The organism is Mesorhizobium sp. M3A.F.Ca.ET.080.04.2.1 (assembly GCF_003952525.1).
Taxonomy (GTDB): domain Bacteria; phylum Pseudomonadota; class Alphaproteobacteria; order Rhizobiales; family Rhizobiaceae; genus Mesorhizobium.
Genome location: NZ_CP034451.1, coordinates 4,091,272 through 4,109,496 on the forward strand (window position 1 = coordinate 4,091,272; position 18,225 = coordinate 4,109,496).

Annotated in this window: 17 protein-coding genes; 16 read left to right on the forward strand and 1 reads right to left on the reverse strand. The window is 59.9% G+C overall.

Features of this window, described 5'->3' with window-relative positions; translation table 11 throughout:
• The first annotated feature begins 1 nt into the window (after position 1).
• The 3 genes from trbG to EJ074_RS19470 are packed head-to-tail and all read left to right on the forward strand — an operon-like array spanning position 2 to position 2,493.
• Positions 2-1,027 carry a P-type conjugative transfer protein TrbG gene (trbG, locus tag EJ074_RS19460; protein ID WP_127232321.1) on the forward strand — a complete coding sequence of 342 codons (1,026 nt, stop codon included), beginning with the start codon at positions 2-4 and terminating at the stop codon, positions 1,025-1,027.
• Positions 1,024-2,238: a TrbI/VirB10 family protein gene (locus EJ074_RS19465; RefSeq protein ID WP_126057785.1), complete on the forward strand. Its 1,215-nt coding sequence runs from the start codon at positions 1,024-1,026 to the stop codon at positions 2,236-2,238. Before trbG ends, EJ074_RS19465 begins: the two co-directional genes overlap by 4 nt.
• 12 nt (positions 2,239-2,250) lie before the next feature.
• The gene (locus tag EJ074_RS19470; RefSeq protein WP_126057786.1) at positions 2,251-2,493 is read left to right on the forward strand and encodes a DUF2274 domain-containing protein; all 243 of its coding nucleotides are present in this window, start codon (positions 2,251-2,253) and stop codon (positions 2,491-2,493) included.
• A 235-nt stretch (positions 2,494-2,728) separates the two neighbouring features.
• Here the strand turns inward: EJ074_RS19470 and hemN are convergent, their stop codons facing one another.
• Positions 2,729-4,078: an oxygen-independent coproporphyrinogen III oxidase gene (gene hemN / locus EJ074_RS19475; RefSeq protein WP_126059321.1), complete on the reverse strand. Its 1,350-nt coding sequence runs from the start codon at positions 4,076-4,078 to the stop codon at positions 2,729-2,731.
• A 152-nt stretch (positions 4,079-4,230) separates the two neighbouring features.
• On the opposite strand from hemN, the gene EJ074_RS19480 reads away from it, so the two are divergent.
• The 13 genes from EJ074_RS19480 (at position 4,231) to EJ074_RS30420 (ending at position 17,995) form a co-directional block, all read left to right on the forward strand.
• Complete coding sequence (locus EJ074_RS19480) at positions 4,231-4,974, forward strand: Crp/Fnr family transcriptional regulator (RefSeq protein WP_126057787.1); 744 nt, start codon at positions 4,231-4,233, stop codon at positions 4,972-4,974.
• 496 nt (positions 4,975-5,470) lie between these two features.
• Complete coding sequence (gene ccoN, locus EJ074_RS19485; RefSeq protein WP_126057788.1) at positions 5,471-7,090, forward strand: cytochrome-c oxidase, cbb3-type subunit I; 1,620 nt, start codon at positions 5,471-5,473, stop codon at positions 7,088-7,090.
• Positions 7,090-7,821, forward strand: a complete 732-nt coding sequence (gene ccoO / locus EJ074_RS19490) for a cytochrome-c oxidase, cbb3-type subunit II (protein ID WP_126057789.1) — start codon at positions 7,090-7,092, stop codon at positions 7,819-7,821. Before ccoN ends, ccoO begins: the two co-directional genes overlap by 1 nt.
• An 11-nt stretch (positions 7,822-7,832) precedes the next feature.
• Complete coding sequence (locus EJ074_RS19495; RefSeq protein WP_024502864.1) at positions 7,833-7,982, forward strand: cbb3-type cytochrome c oxidase subunit 3; 150 nt, start codon at positions 7,833-7,835, stop codon at positions 7,980-7,982.
• Between the two features lie 2 nt (positions 7,983-7,984).
• The gene (gene ccoP, locus EJ074_RS19500; RefSeq protein ID WP_126057790.1) at positions 7,985-8,848 is read left to right on the forward strand and encodes a cytochrome-c oxidase, cbb3-type subunit III; all 864 of its coding nucleotides are present in this window, start codon (positions 7,985-7,987) and stop codon (positions 8,846-8,848) included.
• 166 nt (positions 8,849-9,014) lie between these two features.
• Positions 9,015-10,574, forward strand: a complete 1,560-nt coding sequence (gene ccoG, locus EJ074_RS19505; RefSeq protein ID WP_126057791.1) for a cytochrome c oxidase accessory protein CcoG — start codon at positions 9,015-9,017, stop codon at positions 10,572-10,574.
• Entirely contained in the window at positions 10,571-11,068 is a 498-nt protein-coding gene (locus tag EJ074_RS19510) for a FixH family protein (RefSeq protein ID WP_126057792.1), read from the forward strand. The genes ccoG and EJ074_RS19510 overlap by 4 nt, the downstream gene beginning before the upstream one ends.
• Positions 11,065-13,338: a cation-translocating P-type ATPase gene (locus EJ074_RS19515; protein ID WP_126059322.1), complete on the forward strand. Its 2,274-nt coding sequence runs from the start codon at positions 11,065-11,067 to the stop codon at positions 13,336-13,338. Before EJ074_RS19510 ends, EJ074_RS19515 begins: the two co-directional genes overlap by 4 nt.
• A 5-nt stretch (positions 13,339-13,343) precedes the next feature.
• Entirely contained in the window at positions 13,344-13,499 is a 156-nt protein-coding gene (gene ccoS, locus EJ074_RS19520) for a cbb3-type cytochrome oxidase assembly protein CcoS (protein WP_081714250.1), read from the forward strand.
• A gap of 612 nt (positions 13,500-14,111) precedes the next feature.
• Positions 14,112-14,456, forward strand: a complete 345-nt coding sequence (locus tag EJ074_RS19525) for a hypothetical protein (protein WP_126057793.1) — start codon at positions 14,112-14,114, stop codon at positions 14,454-14,456.
• Positions 14,457-14,736: 280 nt separating this feature from the next.
• Entirely contained in the window at positions 14,737-15,918 is a 1,182-nt protein-coding gene (gene ubiM / locus EJ074_RS19530; RefSeq protein ID WP_185928959.1) for a 5-demethoxyubiquinol-8 5-hydroxylase UbiM, read from the forward strand.
• A gap of 269 nt (positions 15,919-16,187) precedes the next feature.
• Entirely contained in the window at positions 16,188-17,336 is a 1,149-nt protein-coding gene (locus tag EJ074_RS30415; protein WP_245454738.1) for a GGDEF domain-containing protein, read from the forward strand.
• Positions 17,330-17,995 (forward strand): EAL domain-containing protein, encoded by a 666-nt coding sequence (locus tag EJ074_RS30420; RefSeq protein ID WP_245454739.1) that lies wholly within the window; start codon positions 17,330-17,332, stop codon positions 17,993-17,995. The genes EJ074_RS30415 and EJ074_RS30420 overlap by 7 nt, the downstream gene beginning before the upstream one ends.
• Positions 17,996-18,225 lie beyond the last annotated feature (230 nt).

Below are 18,225 nucleotides of genomic sequence, written 5' to 3' on the forward strand. Positions count from 1 at the left end.
AATGTCACCGATTCGTGCCGTGCTGATCCTATCGGTGTCGGCAGCGGTCGTTTCCGCTTGTGCATCGAAGAAGGTGCCGCCGCCTGAGATTTCCTATGACGCTGCCGACTTCAAACCGGCCGCGATCGAAAAAGCGCCGGAGAGGCCGATTAGAATTGTCGAGGTGCCAAAACCACTGCCGCTGCCTGGCCAAATGCAGCCCGAGCCCGGCAAGGCCGAGGACAAGCGCCCTCCTGAAGAACGCGTCGCTGATGCCAACAAAGCCGCGACCCAGCAACCCACCAAGTACGGGTATGTTAATGCAGTGCAAGTCTACCCCTTCACCGATGGCGCGCTTTATCAACTCTATGCCGCGCCGGAGCGCGTGACCGACATCGCTCTGCAGCCGGGCGAGAAACTAACCGCCGTGTCGGCTGGCGACACCGTGCGCTGGGTCATTGGCGATACCGCAAGCGGCACCGGTGACAATCAGCGCACCCATGTTCTGGTAAAACCCTTCGCGCCGGGTCTTGCCACCAATGTCGTCATTACGACGGACCGGCGGACCTATCATTTGCAGCTTCAAAGCACCGAGAAGACCGCAATGGCGGCAATCTCCTGGACCTACAGCCAAGACCAGATCATCGCGCTTCGCCAGCGCAATGCTCAAGCCGAGGCAGTTACACCGGTCGCGTCGAACATCGCGCTCGAAAACCTTCGCTTTCGCTACTCAATCAGTGGCGACACACCGCCCTGGAGACCGACGCGAGCCTTCGACGACGGCAGCAAGGTCTATATTGAGTTCCCTCGTCGCATAGATCAGGGCGAGGCGCCACCACTCTTCATCGTCGGCGCAGATGGGAGCAGCGAGCTCGTCAACTATCGCGTGCGCGGCAACTATTACATCGTCGATCGGCTCTTCGCCGCGGCCGAACTTCGCCTCGGCACCAAGCGGCAGCAGGTGATCCGCATCAGCAGGATTGACGGCAGGCAACCGCAACGGCGGATCTCGCTCTTTCGCGGCAGCCGGCGAGGTGAGGGCTCATGATCGAAAATTCCCGCTCTGGCATCCCGCCGAAACTGGATCCCGAGGAACTGCAGCTTCGGGCCTCTCCCCGCCGCGTGGTGCGGTTCAGGCGCGGTGTGATCATCGCTATCGCAGCGCTCGGATCCGGCGCTGTCTTCGGCGTTACCATGATCGCCCTCCAGGGGCCGGCCCTTCGCATCAGGGATCAGGCGGAAGATCTCTACAACACTGAGCGCAAACCAACCGCCGAGGGACTCGATACGCTTCCCCATGACTATTCCGGCATGAAGCCAAAGCCTCCCGTCCTTGGGCTACCTTTGCCGGGCGACCTCGGCCGCCCCATCCTCGAGCGGCAGCGCCAGCTCGGCATCGTGCCGGGCCAAGACATCTCGGCCGAGGAGCAGCGTCTAGCGCAGCAGGCGATCGAAGCGCGTGAATCGCGGGTGCTTTTCCGCGTCGAAAATCGAGCTCAACAGACAGATGTCGGAGAGAGCGTGCAAACTGCTCAGCATCCATTTGAGGCGCTTCCCCAATCCGAAGCAGGACGCGCGTCAGCCTCGGTGGCGGCGGCGGAAGGCGACCAGAACAATCAGCAGCGAAAGCTTGATTTTCTCAGCCAGCGGAGCACTGGCGGGATCTACAATCCGCATGCGCTTCAGACGCCGATCTCGCCATATCAACTGATGGCTGGCAGCGTGATTGCCGCCAGCCTGATCACCGGCATCAATTCCGATTTGCCGGGCCTTGTCGTCGCGCAAGTCACCGAAAATGTGCACGACACGGTCACGGGCAACATATTGCTGATTCCGCAGGGCTCACGTCTTATCGGCGTCTACGACAGCGTCGTCGCGTTCGGGCAAAAGCGAGCGCTGCTGGTCTGGCAGCGCATTCTGCTGCCCGACGGCTCGTCGGCCGAAATCGACAATCTGCCCGCGAGCGACACCGCCGGCTACGCAGGGCTGGAAGACAAAGTCGATTTCCACACTTGGCAGATGATCAAGGGAGTGGCGCTTGCCACATTGCTCGGTGTCGGCACAGAATTCAGCCTCGGCGAAAACGAGAGCGATCTGGTCAAGGCGATCCGGGAATCAGCCCAGCAGAACGCCAGTCGAGCCGGCCAGCGCATCACCGAAAAAAACCTCAATATCCAGCCCACCATCGTCGTCCGCCCAGGTTGGCCACTGCGCGTCATCGTGCACAAGGACATCGTGCTGCGGCCATACGCCAGTTGAGCAGGAGTTATCATGGCTGACCTGAAACTTGGAAAACTTCCGGACCGAACAGCTTCGAAGATCACCATTACCGTCAGCGCGGAGCTGAGCCAAACACTCAAGGAGTATGCTGCACTTTACCGTCAGACCTATGGTCAGTCTGAAACCGTGGCAGAACTCATCCCTTTCATGCTGGCGGCGTTTCTGGAAGGCGACCGAGCCTTTGCCAGGGCCAGAAAAGAACGTCTGCCGACGGAGCTTGCCGGAAAATCGTGACTCCTCCGCTAGGGCAGCTGGAACATTGCCTAGCTGTCGCGACCTACCTGCTCCTCGCGAAGCATAGGATCAAACCCCTTGGAATGTAGGTATGCGCAAGAGAGGATGTGGAAGGAGATACCGCGCAACAGCCTAAGTTTGCATTTTCGATTTGATGCGGTAGTCGCCTATGAGCGGTCAAAACGAACGCAGCTGGTTCGCCGATCGACCAAACGGCGAGCGCACTGTGCTTTGCTCAGACCGCCACCGAGTGCCTCGCCGTTCCCCCTTTGAAATATGTATCGAACTTGGCCGCGATGGTTCGAATGAAGGGGCGACTTTCAGTCCGTACGAGGAAACTGTCACCATCGAATTCAAGCGCTCGGGCAGGATCGTGGAGTGCGATGGACCTCGAGCGATGAAGGAGCTGCTCGCCGGCTTTGCCGAACCGCTCCACCAGATCGACTGCCGAGAAGGCAAAATCACACATCAGCCGCTCGATGATCCAGCCACGGACGCGATCGTCGTCGGAAAGGGCAACGCCGCGGACGGCAGCCAACCCGCCATCCGCAACCATGCGCCCGTACCCGGCAGTCGAAGCCATGTTTTGCACGTAGCCTTGGCGAAAACGACCGATGGACGAAGGGCCAAGTCCGATCAGTGTCGGGCAGCGATCCTCAGTGTAGCCCTGAAAATTGCGATGCAAAACCCCTGCGCGGGCCGCTATGGCCAGCGCATCGTCGGGCTTCGCGAAATGATCGAGTCCTATTGCCTCATATCCCTTGGCGACAATTGCCCGCGCCGCGAGTTGAGATTGGGCGAAACGCTCAGTGGGACTCGGCAGCCATGCCTCGTCGATCATCGTCTGATGCTTCTTGAACCAGGGCACATGTGCGTAGCCGAACAGGGCCATCCGGTCTGGCTCCAAGGTCAGTGCCTGCGCCACCGTGGAACAGATCGTCTCGCGTGTCTGATTCGGGAGCCCGTAGAGCAGGTCCAGATTGACCGATTCGACGCCCCGCGAACGAACCCCGTCGACGACTGCCTTGGTCTGCAAAAAACTCTGCTCACGATTAATTGCTTTTTGCACTTGCGGATCGAAATCCTGCACGCCGAGGCTCGCCCGGGTTACGCCGATTTGAGCAAGTGCATCAAGGCGCGCCTTGTCCATGTCGTTGGTTTCGATTTCGATGCTGACCGTAGCATCCGGGAGAAAGTCGAAGCTGTCCCGCAAGGCCGCTCCAAGAGCAACCATATCATCGGGCCTCAGAATAGTTGGCGAACCGCCACCGAAGTGGATTGCACGGACATGTGCCTTGCCGCTCAGCAGACCGGCAATCGTGACGATTTCGGCATTCAGCGAGCGCAGATAAGCGGCCACCGGCTCATATTGGTGCGTCTGCTTGGTGTGGCAGGCGCAGAACCAGCAGAGCTTGTCGCAGTAAGGAATGTGCAGGTACAGCGAGATTTCGTCGCCGCTTTCCAGCGTCTCCAACCAGCCACGGTAAATGGCAGCATCGATCCCCGAATGGAAATGCGGCGCCGTCGGATAGCTGGTGTAGCGTGGGACGTTCTCGCTGAGTTTGACAGCTATTTCCGATTGCATCTCGCGTTCACCGTGTTGCCCGCCGGAACACTGCACGCATCGCTGAAGCAGACCCTGATCTCGATCAGCCGCGCTCATGGACAAACCGCCGCAGGATTTCTCTACCCTGGATGGGTATCCTGCCGGCAGTTAGGATCGGGTAAGGCGAACGCATGACCTTTCGGCAAGACATTCATAGTTCCGGCATTCCTGTTCTTTGCTTCCCTTGCGAGGCACGGCGTCGCGGTGTCTGCGGTGCGCTCGATCCAGACAATTTGGTTGGGCTCGCCAAGACTTGCTCGCGTCGCCGGATCGAGTCAGGAATGGAGTTGACCGGCGAGGCACAGAACGTCGACAGCTACTCCAACGTGCTTTCAGGCGTTGTAAAGCTATCAAAGAGCCTGTCGGATGGGCGCCAGCAGATCGTCGGTCTCCAGTTTGCACCGGATTTTCTGGGACGTCCTTTCAAGGTGGAAAGCTCGATCAATGCGGAAGCGGCAACAGCAGTCACGCTGTGTTCGTTTCCGCGAGCGGCCGTCGAACGGATGATGAAGGCGTCACGGGAATTCGAGCATCGCCTGCTCAAACAGACGCTGAATGAACTCGATGAGGCGCGCGAGTGGATGGTGACGCTGGGGCGCAAGACAGCTCCGGAAAAGGTAGCGACTTTTCTCCTCATGATGGCCCGGAATATCGATTCCAGTCTCGATGCGGCTTCCGGGTCGGCGTCCTTCGATCTGCCGCTGACGCGTGTCGAAATGTCTGATTTCCTTGGAATCACCAACGAGACCGTGAGCCGCCAACTGACGCGATTGCGGGCTGACGGGGTGATTCGGATTGAGAACGCACGCCATGTGACGGTGGACAGCATAAGCCGTCTGGAGAAGCGCTGTGGCGGCGGACGCGAGCGGCCCTAAGCGGCGAGGCCATGTCGCATGACTCCGGGGCGGGCCGTGTTTGCCTTTTAATGCGATGTTGCCGCGCCTTCGACGAAGCGGCGTCACGGTCGAGACAAACAGCTTTCGGGCTTTGATAGGAACGTGACCAATCGCCAGGTGTGTTTCGGCACATACCGGCGAAGCATGGTCCTTAATCTGCCACGGCTCGGCGGAACGATCGCGTTCGTTTCCAATGGGATCCGAACAACGTTTGGCAGGGCATCGGCAATAGCATCCAACGCGCGCAGGGCCTCAGCTTTCGCCTCAGCGATCGCGTCTGCGCCCGCCCAACCCAGGGAACGCCTTCCATGAGGGGGGTGAGCCCGCGCTGCGTTCCTCGTTCATTCGCCACCTGCTGATTGCGCCGCCGACACAAAATCTTGCGGCCTGACATAGATCAGGGCGAGGGGGCGGCGGCTGCGCGATTAGTGCGCTGCGGATTTGGCATCCACCAGATTCGAGATCGGGATCTGCAATGAAATTCGGCACAGAGATCGTCCTTCTAAGCGTGTTCGCTTTTGCGGCCCTGGTGGCCGCCGGCTTCGGCGTGGATGAACCTTTCCGCCGACACATGTGGGTGTTGTTCTTCGCAGTGGCTGGTTTCACTGCGATCCTGTTGCGCAACACGGAGTTCAAGCCAGCAGCTCCGATTGACCCATCCGCTTACATGGATGGTCCGATCCGCTACGGCGCGATCGCCACCGTGTTCTGGGGTGTCGTCGGCATGCTGGTCGGCGTGGTGATCGCGCTGCAGCTCGCCTACCCCGATCTCAACATCCAGCCCTGGTTCAATTTCGGTCGTTTGCGGCCGTTGCACACATCCGGTGTCGTCTTCGCCTTCGGCGGCAACGCGCTGCTTTGCACGTCTCTGTATGTCGTGCAGCGCACCTGCCGCGCCCGCCTCTTCGGCCGTGATCTGGCCTGGTTCGTCTTCTGGGGCTACCAGCTGTTCATCGTCATGGCCGCGACCGGCTACCTGCTCGGCATCACCGAGGGCCGCGAGTACGCCGAACCCGAATGGTATGTGGATGTCTGGCTGACCATCGTCTGGGTCGCCTACCTCATTCTGTTCCTTGGCACGATCCTGAAGCGCAAGGAACCGCATATCTACGTGGCCAACTGGTTCTACCTGTCGTTCATCGTCACCATCGCGATGCTGCATGTGGTCAACAACCTGTCCATACCAGTCTCGTTCCTGGGCTCCAAGAGCTACTCCGCCTTTTCAGGGGTCCAGGACGCCTTGACGCAATGGTGGTACGGCCACAACGCGGTCGGCTTCTTTCTCACCGCCGGCTTCCTCGGCATGATGTATTATTTCGTGCCCAAGCAGGCGAACCGGCCAGTCTATTCGTACCGGCTGTCGATCGTCCATTTCTGGGCGATCATCTTTCTCTACATCTGGGCCGGGCCGCATCACCTGCACTACACCGCCTTGCCCGATTGGGCGCAGACGCTCGGCATGGTGTTCTCGATCATGCTGTGGATGCCGTCCTGGGGCGGCATGATCAACGGCCTGATGACGCTGTCCGGCGCCTGGGACAAGCTGCGCACCGATCCGATCATACGCATGATGGTGATGGCCGTCGCCTTCTATGGCATGTCGACCTTCGAAGGCCCCATCATGGCGATCCGGGCGGTCAATTCGCTGTCGCATTATACCGACTGGACGATCGGCCACGTCCATTCGGGCGCGCTCGGCTGGGTTGGCATGATCTCGTTCGGCGCAATCTACTACATGGTGCCGAAGCTCTGGAACCGGCAACGGCTCTACTCGTTGCGGCTGGTCACCTGGCATTTCTGGCTGGCGACACTTGGTATCGTTGTCTACGCCGCGGTGATGTGGGTATCCGGCGTCATGCAGGGCCTGATGTGGCGCGAATACGACGAGCAGGGCTTCCTGGTCTACTCCTTCGCCGAGACCGTCGCCGCCATGCACCCCTACTATGTCATGCGCGCCATCGGTGGGGCCATGTACCTCTCCGGCGCGCTGATCATGGCCTGGAACATCACCAGGACCATCCTCGGCCACCAGCGCGAGGAGGAGCCGATGCCGAGCCCCGTCGCCATCCGACCTGCGCGATCAGGAGCCAGGTAATGGGCTTGATGGACAAACACGCAATCATCGAGAAGAACGCCACGCTTCTTCTCGTTGGCTCGCTGCTCGTGGTGACGGTCGGCGGCATCGTCGAGATCGCGCCTCTCTTCTATCTCGACAATACGATCGAGAAGGTGGAAGGCATGCGCCCCTATTCGCCGCTCGAACTTGTCGGGCGCAACATCTATATGCGCGAGGGCTGCTACCTCTGTCATAGCCAGATGATCAGGCCGTTCCGCGACGAAGTTGAGCGCTATGGCCACTACAGCCTAGCTGCCGAGTCCATGTACGATCACCCCTTCCAGTGGGGATCGAAGCGCACCGGGCCGGATCTCGCCAGAGTTGGCGACCGCTACTCGAATGCATGGCATGTCGCGCATCTTACCGACCCGCGCTCGGTGGTGCCGGAATCGATCATGCCGAGCTATGGGTTCCTGAAAGACACGCCGATCGACGTGAAGGATTTCTCAACGCATCTGGTCGCCAACAGGCTTGTAGCCGTCCCTTACACCGATGACATGATCGTCCACGCCAATGCGGATCTGGCGGCGCAGGCCGATCCCAATGCCGACACATCAGGCCTTGAGGCGCGTTACCCAAAAGCCAAGATCGGCGACTTCGACGGCAACCCGCAACAGGTCACCGAAATGGATGCCCTGCTCGCCTACCTGCAGATGCTTGGCACACTGGTCGACTTCAAAAATTACGACGAAGCCGCCGGCTACCGCTGAGGAGAACGCTGATGACCTACAATTTGATGCGGGCGTTTGCCGACAGCTGGGGCCTGGTTGCGATGGCGCTGTTCTTCGTGGGGTGCATCGCCTTTGCCCTACGCCCCGGCAGCCGAAGGCTGGCCGACGAAGCGGCCCGCATTCCGCTCGAGGACGAGTGATCATGAGCGACGAGCATATCGATGAAATCTCTGGCGTCTCGACCACCGGCCACGAATGGGATGGCATCCGGGAGCTGAACAACCCGCTTCCCAGATGGTGGGTTATCACCTTTTACGTCACCATTGTCTGGGCGATAGGCTACACCATCGCCTATCCAGCATGGCCTCTGTTGCACTCGGCGACGAAGGGTGTGCTCGGCTATTCCAGCCGCAACGAGGTCAGGAACGAGCTGACTGCGGCTGAGGCCGCCAAGGGCAAATATATCTCGGCGGTGGAGTCCAAGAGCGTCTCGGAGATCTCCGCGGACGACGGCCTGCGCGAATTCGCAATCGCCGCCGGTGGCGCCGCTTTCAAGGTCAATTGCGTACAATGTCACGGCTCCGGCGCCCAAGGTTCCAAGGGCTTTCCCAATCTCAACGACGACGACTGGCTATGGGGCGGCAAGGCCGAGCAGATCCAGCAGACGATTACGCACGGCATCCGCTTCGCATCCGATCCGGACACGCGCCTGTCGGAAATGCCGGCCTTCGGCGACATCATTACCGCCGACCAGATCGCACAAGTCAGCGCCTACGTGGCCAGCCTTTCCGGCAAGGTCCGCGATGCAAGTCTGATCCAACCCGGCGCCAAGGTCTTTGCCGAGAACTGCGTCGCCTGTCACGGCGACAATGCAAAAGGCAACAGGGAATTCGGCGCCCCCGACCTGACCGATGCGATCTGGCTCTATGGATCCGGTGAGACAGCCATCGCCGCACAGGTCCGTGCGCCAAAACAGGGCGTCATGCCGGCCTGGGTTGGCCGTCTCGGCGAGATCAAGGTCAAGGAACTTGCAGTTTATGTCCATTCGCTTGGCGGCGGAGAATAGGAATGGAAGTCCTATTCTTCGGTCCCCCCTGCCAAGCGGACGAGGCCCGGCGTGAGCCGGGCCTCGACACCATCCCTAATGCGATCTGCACAACCCGGCAAGGCTATCCTACCGCGAGGCTTTACGACAGGTGCCCCTGACATTGGCTGGGAAAGTGGAGTTGCACATGCGTGATAAGACGCAGTTGACACGGCTCGAAACAGAAACTGTCAATTCCGCCAAAACCCGCAAGCCGCTTTATGCCGCGCGTCAAAAGATCTTTCCGAAGCGCGCCTCGGGCAACTTTCGTCGCTTCAAATGGCTGGTGATGACGATCACACTTGGCATCTACTACCTGGCTGCGTGGCTGCCTTGGGCTCGCGGTCCATTTGCCCCGGACCAGGCAGTCCTGCTCGATCTCGCGAACCGGCGCTTCTACTTCTTCTTCATCGAGATATGGCCCCAGGAATTCTTCTATGTGGCCGGCCTCCTGGTCATGGCGGGCGTCGGTCTTTTCCTGATCACCTCGACTGTCGGCCGTGCCTGGTGCGGCTATGCATGCCCTCAGACGGTGTGGGTCGATCTGTTCCTCGTCGTCGAACGTGCGATCGAGGGGGACCGCAACGCCCGCATGAAACTTGACGCAGGTCCCTGGACCGCGCGCAAGCTCATGCTGCGTGTGTCCAAGCACACCATCTGGCTGGTCATAGGGGCGGCGACTGGCGGCGCCTGGATCTTCTACTTTGCCGATGCACCGACGCTGCTCGGCGAGCTCTTCACCGGCACTGCGGCGCCCGTCGCCTACATCACTGTCGCCGTCCTGACGGCTACCACCTACACGTTCGGCGGTCTGATGCGCGAACAGGTCTGCACCTATATGTGCCCGTGGCCCCGCATCCAGGCGGCCATGCTCGATGAAAATTCCCTCACTGTCACCTACAATGACTGGCGCGGCGAACCGCGTTCGCGCCACGCCAAGAAGGTGCTGGCCGCAGGCCAGCCCGTGGGCGACTGCGTCGACTGCAATGCCTGTGTCGCGGTCTGCCCGATGGGGATAGACATTCGCGACGGCCAGCAGCTCGAATGCATCACTTGCGCGCTCTGCATCGACGCCTGTGACGGCGTCATGGACAAGCTCGGCAAGGAGCGTGGGCTGATCGCCTATGCGACGCTCTCCGACTACAACGCCAACATGATGCTGGCGACTGCAGGCGGGTCCAGCTCAGTCAATCCATCGCTGATCAGGACCGCTGATGGCCTGTTCTCCGACAAGGTGGCGCATTTTCACATCCGCAAGATCTTTCGGCCGCGCACCTACGTCTACATGGGCTTGTGGTCGCTGATCGGCCTCGGCCTGCTCTATTCGCTGCTGACGCGCGATCGGCTCGAACTGAACGTATTGCATGATCGCAATCCCCAGTTCGTCACGCTGACCGACGGATCCATCCGCAATGGCTATACCGTCAAGCTGCTCAACATGATCCCCGAGCCGAGGACGATCGTCGTAACCATGCAGGGCCTTGAAGGCGCTGACATGGTCGTCGTCGGCGACGACATCCCCGCAGGCCGTTCCTTCGCCATTCCGGTCGAACCCGACCGCCTGAAAATGCTGAGGGTCTTCGTTCGCCAGCCGGCGGACCAGATCCGCGCTCCGGCACAGACCTTCAAGTTCCGCGTCGAGGACAGAGCCAGCTTTGAGTCGAACGAGTACACCGCCACCTTCAACGCGCCGGAGCCCCTCAGATGACTGCCAATGTACAAAAGCCTCGTGAATTCACCGGCAGGCACATGCTGGTCATCATCCTGGCCTTTTTCGGCGTGGTCATCGCAGTCAATCTGACCATGGCAACGCTCGCCAGCACAAGCTGGACTGGCCTCGTCGTCGAAAACACCTATGTGGCGAGCCAGCAATTCAACAAGAAGGCCGAGGAAGGACGGGCGCAGGCAGCACTTGGCTGGACCGGCAAGCTGACCATCGCATGGGGCGAAGTTCGCTATGGCCTCGCCGACGTCGCCGGCAAGCCGGTTCCCTTGCACGGCGTCAAGGTGCTGTTTCGCCATCCCGCGTACGAGAAGGAGGACAAGTCGGTCACCCTCGCACCCGCCTCGGGCCAGGAATTCGCAGCCCAGCACATGCCGAAGGACGGCGTCTGGATTGTCGAAGTCGACGCCGACGCCGGTCTGGACAAACCGTATCGCGACGTCCGCCGGATCATGATTTCCAATGGAGCGCTGCAATGAGTTGTTGTGCACCGGGCGCCGAAATGGCGCTTGATCTGGTCAACACCGGATCGGTCCTGCCGTCCAGCCAGGAGATCAGGCTGGCGAGCCGATCGCTTGGCGATGATCTTCACCAGACCGATCTTTCAGTACCGACGGTTCATTGCGCAGGCTGCATCCAGACGATCGAGACGGCGCTGGGAAAGCTCGATCGCGTCGAGAGCGCCCGCGTCAACCTGTCGACGAAACGGGTCTCTGTCCGGTGGCGTGGTGACGAGGTCCCACCGTTCGTCGTCGCGCTTGGGCGGCTAGGCTACCAGGCGCATCTCTTCCCTTCCGAGGTCGGCGACAAGGACAGGACGTTATCGGATTTGATCCGCGCGGTCGCGGTTGCCGGCTTTGCGGCGGGCAACATCATGCTGCTTTCGGTCTCGGTCTGGTCCGGCGCCGAAGGTGCTACCCGCGACCTGTTTCACTGGGTCTCGGCGCTGATCGCCATTCCTGCCCTCGCCTTCGCCGGCGGCATCTTCTTCCGTTCGGCCTGGAATGCTTTGCGCCATGGCCGCATGAATATGGACGTGCCGATCGCGGTCGGTGTTTCGCTCGCCTACGCCATGAGCCTCTACGAGACGATCAACCATGGCGATCACGCCTATTTTGACGCGTCGGTATCGCTGCTGTTCTTCCTGTTGATCGGCCGCACGTTGGATCACGTGATGCGCGAACGTGCCCGGACCGCTGTGAAAGGCCTGTCCCAGTTGGCCGCACATGGCGCCATGGTGCTGCGCAGCGACGGCGCGCGCGACTATTTGCCGGTCGGCGAGATCGAACCAGGCATGCGGTTGTTGATCGCAGCCGGTGAGAGGATCCCCGTCGACGGCAAGATCATCCAGGGAACGTCGGATCTCGACTGCTCGCTGGCCTCAGGCGAAAGCACGCCGAAAAACGTGGCGCCGGGCGAAGCAGTTCAGGCCGGCGTGCTCAATCTTACCGGCCCGCTGACGATTGAGGCGACAGCCGCCGCGAAGGATTCGTTTCTGGCGGAAATGGTTCGTCTTATGGAAGCCGCAGAGGGCGGCCGCGCGCATTATCGCCGGATCGCCGATCGCGTTTCAGCGCTCTATGCCCCGGTGGTTCATCTCACAGCCTTCGCGACGTTCCTTGGCTGGATGGCGGTGACCGGCGACTGGCACCGGGCGATAACCATCGCCATTGCCGTTCTGATCATCACCTGCCCGTGCGCGCTCGGCCTCGCCGTACCGATCGTTCAGGTGGTCGCCGCGCGGCGCCTGTTTGAGAACGGCATCATGGTAAAGGACGGTTCTGCCATGGAGCGCCTGGCGACGATTGATACAGCGGTGTTCGACAAGACCGGAACGCTCACGCTCGGCCAGCCCCGGCTGGTCAATGCATCGTCGATCGATCCGGCCATGCTGGCAGTCGCGGGAGACATGGCTACGCATTCCCGCCATCCTTTTTCAAAGGCCATAGCCGGTTTTGCCCATCCCGGCGGGCAGTACAAATTTGATGCCGTCACCGAGCATCCAGGGTTTGGAATCGAAGCCACTGGAGCCGGAAGCACCTGGCGGCTAGGCCGACGCGGATGGGCTGGATGGAGAGCCCGGACCGGTGGTGAAGGCAAACATGGCGGAACCGTGCTGACAAAAGACGGGTTCATTGTCGCGACCTTCGATTTTGAGGACGCGCTGCGCGCAGACGCCAAGGCGGCGATCGGGCAATTGAGCCATGCCGGGGTGTCAGTGGAAATGCTGTCGGGCGATACTGCGGGTGCCTGCGGTGAAGTCGCAGAAATGCTGGGTGTCAAGGACTTCGTTCCGTGCCTGCTGCCATCCGGCAAGGTCGAGCGCATCGAGACCCTGGCGAAAGACGGACACAAGGTTCTGATGGTTGGCGACGGCCTCAACGACACGCCGGCGCTCAGCGCGGCGCATGTCTCGATCGCTCCAGCTACCGCCGCCGACATTGGCCGCAATGCCGCCGACTTCGTATTCCTGCGCGAAAGCCTTCTGGCAGTGCCTCTCGCGCTGGACGTCTCGCGCAAGGCGGGACACCTGATCCGCCAGAACATCGCGATTGCGATCGTCTACAATGCGGTGGCAGTACCAATCGCCATCCTCGGGCACGCCACGCCTTTGTTAGCGGCGATTGCCATGTCTGCCTCATCGGTGCTTGTTATTGGAAACGCATTGCGCTTGCACGGCTTCGGGGCGAATGCGACGCTGCAAGTTATTCAAAAAGTCGGACGCTCCGCAGTCAGCTATTCGGCATAATCCTCGTGACGACGTTGCTCTATCTCATACCAGTGGCCCTTTTTCTGGGTGCACTGGGTGTGTCCGGCTTCGTCTGGGCATTGCGAAGCGGTCAATACGAAGATCTCGACGGAGCCGCCGAGCGGATACTAATTGATCGGGACGACAAACCGGAACGCTGATTTCAATCCGCTGTGCATAAGATGCGCGGATCGCGCTCGTCAGTCGAGCCGGCTCGGTCGGGAACAAGCTGTCCATGCTCCATGCTCCATGCTCCATGACCATCTTGACCTAAGCTGCACACTACATTTGTGAAAAGCCTCTGTCGTGCGAAGGACTGCCTCCCATTGCACCCAGTATGAGGCGGCTGATGCCACGAGAGTACCTCGCGTGGCCGGACGAGAGCTTGGCCATGTGCGCACGGGTTCCAAAGTGGAACGTCACGGTCGATCACCTGACCGTGAACCGCCAGTGCCGATTGGTCATGTCTGGCTGATCCAGATCAGGGTCATACTCATCGGTGTGTTCTATTGACCAGTCTTCGACGGAGAAATGCATGACTTACGGAAAGATTGGTCGTCATTATCAGCACCTTCACGGTTCTGGGTTTTCTGTCGTGTGGTCGGCCATGCCTTGTGCTTACGGCGCAGCCATTAGCTGACCGGCGTCGTGTGTATCTCGCTTGCTGGCTGACCATCCGCGTGGCTGCGCGGACACGGGGGCCGATCAACAGCTTTCGCCTTTGATGGGTTGTGTGCGTCGAAAGTGGCCTTCTTTGGGCTGACTTCGTAGAAATGTTCCAGGGCTCGCATCCAGCGCCGAAGATCCTCGTGATGTCAACGTGCTGCGGAGCATCATCGGGGTTGGGACGTGCGTTTTCGAGATCGATCAACCGTCCGAAGTTGATCATTGGTTCGAGTGACGCGCGCTATTTCGACGACTATGTCGCCGCGTGGGCTTTGCTCTATCGGCGACTGAATTGCAAGGACATCGACATCGAAGCCATGCAGCAGGTTCTTGATGAGATATGCGCGGTCGTGGATAAAAGTTTCCGCTACCTTGGCTGGGATGACGAGAGAGAGCGCTACGTTCGATACCCTCGCAAGAGAGCCCGCTTCGACGTCGTGGAGCGTGAGTAGTATGCGCAAGGGTTCCAGGTGGAATGTGGCGATCGATGCGGCGCGGCCGTGGCTGACCAGCGTCGCGAGTGTCTCGCTTGCTGGCGGCGATCTGCGCGGCTGCGCGGCCAAAGGGCGGGATCGGTTAGCCGCATCCACCTCTGAGCGCTTTGAGTGCTTCGTTGCCGATCGATGCGAATCTCCCGGCCCAGCGCCTTTAGGCAATGCGGCGGCCACGGAGCTCATGTCACTCGGCTCAGTTCCACCGTTACACGAGGATAGGCGACCGGATGGCGGCACGCTGATGGGCTCTGACGATAATTTTGACATCGTTGTCGTTGGAGCCGGCCCGGTCGGCCTTTCGTTCGCTGCGTCGCTTGCCCAAAGCGAACTCAAGGTGGCAGTTGTTGAACAGAACACATTCGATAGTCTGGCGAATCCGGCTTTCGATGGTCGCGAAATCGCGCTGACCAACGCTTCGATCAGAACCCTTCGCGAGCTCGGCGCCTGGGATGTCATCCCGGCTTCGGACAAATCAGCACTTCAAGGCGCGCGCGTGCTCAACGGCTCGAGCGCATTCGCTCTTCGTTTCGATCCTCCCAGCAACTCTGGAGAACCGCTGGGGGTTTTGGTTCCAAATTGCCGGATCCGCGAGGCGCTGTTCAAAATCGTCCGCTTGCAGGATCGCGCCCGGCTGTTGTGCGGCCACTCGGTCGTCGATGCAACAAACAGCCAAGAAGGAGCAGTCGTAACGCTCTCTAATGGCGCGCGTTTAACTGCTCGGCTGGTTGTTGCCGCGGATTCGCGTTTGTCCGCCACGCGTGATCTGCTAGGCATCGGCGCCGATATCAACCGGCTTGGCCACTCGATGCTGATTTGCCGAGTGAGGCACGAGCGCGCCCACCACCAGATCGCCATCGAATGGTTCGATCACCATCAGACGATAGCGATGTTGCCCCTCGCGGAGGGCATGTCGTCGCTGCTGCTCACATTGCGCTCAAACGAGGCCTATAGACTGCTTGCCTTCGATGATGATTTGTTCCTGTCGGAGTTGACGAAACGGTGTCGAGGGCGCCTTGGAAAAATGACCTTGGCAAGCAAGCGCCACACCTATCCGCTGGTCACGACCTGGGCGCACAAATTCCGGGCGCCGAGCGCCGCACTCATCGGCGACGCTGCCATCGGCATGCACCCGGTGACCGCTCACGGATTCAACATCGGTCTCAGCAGCCAGAAGCAACTCGCCCGTGGAATCATGACTGCGTGCCGCGACGGCCGCAATGTTGGCGACCCCGACATGCTGCATATATACGAAAGGCGGCTGCGCCTGTCGGCGGCGCCGCTCTACCATGCAACGAACATATTGATTGGACTCTACTCCAGAGACCACCTGGCGGCACGGCTTGCAAGGCATCTGGGGCTTCGCTTTGCCCAACATGTTCCCCTTGTCCGGCATGGGATATCGGCGGAGCTCCAGCGGTGATACTGCACCAGCAGTCGCATTTTTGCGCGTGCTGGGCGAGCGATGGGAGAGAGTGCATGATGCACCGGAGTAATCCTGCTCCCCGACGCTGATCTCCGATTGAAGAATTAACCCGTCCTTCAGGGGGGCTGCATAGGCTGCGGACAAGCAGGAGTAAGCAAGCTGACCCGTCCAGCCTTGGAAAAGAAGATCCGCTGGAGGCGAGAATCCTTCAGGACCAGCTCGCTGATCTGAGGGCAGGCCTTTTCGTCTCAATGCCGATAAGCATTGTGCTGTCCGGGCTGATTTTGACCGTGCAGGCCCTTTCCGGGAACGGTCTTGCTGGCGCGGCCTGGTTTTCGGTCGTTAATGCGATAAATGCCGCCCGCCTTGCACTCGCCCGTCATCAGCTGAAGGAACCCGGAGTCCAGGATGATCTGACACGGGTTTGGCTGCGGCTTCGCTGGTTTGGCAGGCTTGCTCTTCTGGCGGGATTCACCTGGTCATTCCTTGCCATCCTAACGGCTGGATACACGACGTCTCAAGCATCGCTGCATCTAATAATTCTGGCGGGCATTTCAGCTGGCGCGGTCACGTACGGCAGCTCATATGCTGCGGCAGCGATATGCTTCATCACACCGCCACTCCTCATTGCCGCCGCATGTTTGCTGACGAAGGGAGCCCCGGAAAACTACATTCTGGCTTTTGCCGTCCTGCTTTTCGAGGGCGGCCTGGTTCGATCCTCGTTCGTTGGACAAGCGCGCTTCCGTGACGCGAGCCGCCTGAGACATCAAGCCGAGCGGCTTGCCGCGGAAATGGAGCGCAATTCCAGGGAGGACCATCTTACCGCGCTCCTCAACAGGCGGGGCCTCGAACATGCAATCGATCAGTTTGAGAACACCGATGGACCCTTTGTGGCCATGCTGATTGATCTGGACGGGTTCAAATCTGTCAACGGTACCTACGGTCACAGAACGGGTGACGAGCTGCTTGCCAGGATCGCCCGCCGAATAGAGGAAGAAGCACCGGAGGGCTCAACGCTCGCCCGCATCGGTGGGGATGAATTCGTGCTGGTTTTTTCTTCGCGAAAGAATTCTCCTTCTCCCACCAATCTCGCGTCCAATCTCATAGCCAAGCTTGCTCGCCCCTATCCTGGGATCGCATCCGTCCGCATTGGAGCGTCTATAGGAATCTACTTGGCTGAAAACCCCGGACTGACGGAAATGTTGTTGCGGGCCGACATCGCCCTTTACACAGCTAAGCGCCGCGGCAGGAATGAATTTTGTCTGTTCGGTGCCGAGCTAGCCCGGGAACTGCAACGCCGCCAGTCAATCGAACGCGATCTTCATTCGGCGATAACGATGAGAAGCTTGGTCGCTTGGTTTCAGCCAATCGTAAGACTCGAAACTGAAGCGTCGTCGGTTTTGAAGCCTTGCTAAGATGGTCTCACCCGCTTCACGGTCCCATTTCTCCGCCCGAGATCATGACAGCGGCACGCGAAACTGGAATGCTTCAGCTGCTAACTCAAACGGTATTCGCCGACTGTTGCGCTCTTATCGAGGGCTTGGTCAAAGCTGACCGTCGTGATGTTCGTGTGGCGATGAATGTTTCACCGCGCGAGTTGGAAGCTGGCGATATTGACGAGATGATTCTTAATGGTCTGGCGGCAAAAGACCTCCCTGCAACGATGTTCGACATCGAGATTACCGAAGAAGCCCCAGTGGATCCGGACAGAGTGGATGAAAAGCTCGGCCAGCTTTCACATGCTGGCATTTCTATCGCGCTCGAGGACTTCGGCACCGGTTTTTCGACGTTGGCATCGCTCAAGGACAGTCGGATCAGGAAAGTGAAAATAGATCAGGGCTTCATTCGCGGCTTAGCCAAGTCCCGGGAGAATCGGCTGCTTGTCAAAGCGGTGATTGACCTTGGTAGGACGCTCGGGATCGAGGTCATGGCCGAGGGCGTTGAAACAGAGGCAGATCGGCAAACTCTGTACAAGCTTGGCTGCAGAACCGCGCAGGGCTTCCTGTTCTCTAAGGCAGTGCCTCTCCATTTGGCACTTGATTCGGTAGTAAAAGAGCACGCGAAGGAGTTGTGACCGGCCTCTCCGTCCGTGCTGCTCGCGGAACTTTCATGTGGGGTGGACCTGACGCGCGAAAGCCGTTTCGGACGGTAGAGTTATTACGGGGGCGAAACTGAGCACGTGGTTTGGATAGCAGCAATCCGGTCCACCGGCGCACATGCAGCGGCTTCATACAAGCGTTCAAGTTGCGAGATGAGCTTGAGTGAACGACGTCGGAGAATTGCGTCCCTTGGACGCTGGTTTCG

What these genes read in the sequence shown, in the direction of transcription:
- ccoG (WP_126057791.1), top strand. Translation starts at nt 9,015, where the DNA reads ATGCGTGATAAGACGCAGTTGACACGGCTCGAAACAGAAACTGTCAAT.
- ccoN (WP_126057788.1), top strand. Translation starts at nt 5,471, where the DNA reads ATGAAATTCGGCACAGAGATCGTCCTTCTAAGCGTGTTCGCTTTTGCG.
- EJ074_RS19525 (WP_126057793.1), top strand. Translation starts at nt 14,112, where the DNA reads ATGTTCCAGGGCTCGCATCCAGCGCCGAAGATCCTCGTGATGTCAACG.
- ccoP (WP_126057790.1), top strand. Translation starts at nt 7,985, where the DNA reads ATGAGCGACGAGCATATCGATGAAATCTCTGGCGTCTCGACCACCGGC.
- ccoO (WP_126057789.1), top strand. Translation starts at nt 7,090, where the DNA reads ATGGGCTTGATGGACAAACACGCAATCATCGAGAAGAACGCCACGCTT.
- EJ074_RS19510 (WP_126057792.1), top strand. Translation starts at nt 10,571, where the DNA reads ATGACTGCCAATGTACAAAAGCCTCGTGAATTCACCGGCAGGCACATG.
- EJ074_RS19465 (WP_126057785.1), top strand. Translation starts at nt 1,024, where the DNA reads ATGATCGAAAATTCCCGCTCTGGCATCCCGCCGAAACTGGATCCCGAG.
- EJ074_RS19495 (WP_024502864.1), top strand. Translation starts at nt 7,833, where the DNA reads ATGACCTACAATTTGATGCGGGCGTTTGCCGACAGCTGGGGCCTGGTT.
- hemN (WP_126059321.1), bottom strand. Translation starts at nt 4,078, where the DNA reads ATGCAATCGGAAATAGCTGTCAAACTCAGCGAGAACGTCCCACGCTAC.
- trbG (WP_127232321.1), top strand. Translation starts at nt 2, where the DNA reads ATGTCACCGATTCGTGCCGTGCTGATCCTATCGGTGTCGGCAGCGGTC.
- EJ074_RS19470 (WP_126057786.1), top strand. Translation starts at nt 2,251, where the DNA reads ATGGCTGACCTGAAACTTGGAAAACTTCCGGACCGAACAGCTTCGAAG.
- EJ074_RS19515 (WP_126059322.1), top strand. Translation starts at nt 11,065, where the DNA reads ATGAGTTGTTGTGCACCGGGCGCCGAAATGGCGCTTGATCTGGTCAAC.
- EJ074_RS19480 (WP_126057787.1), top strand. Translation starts at nt 4,231, where the DNA reads ATGACCTTTCGGCAAGACATTCATAGTTCCGGCATTCCTGTTCTTTGC.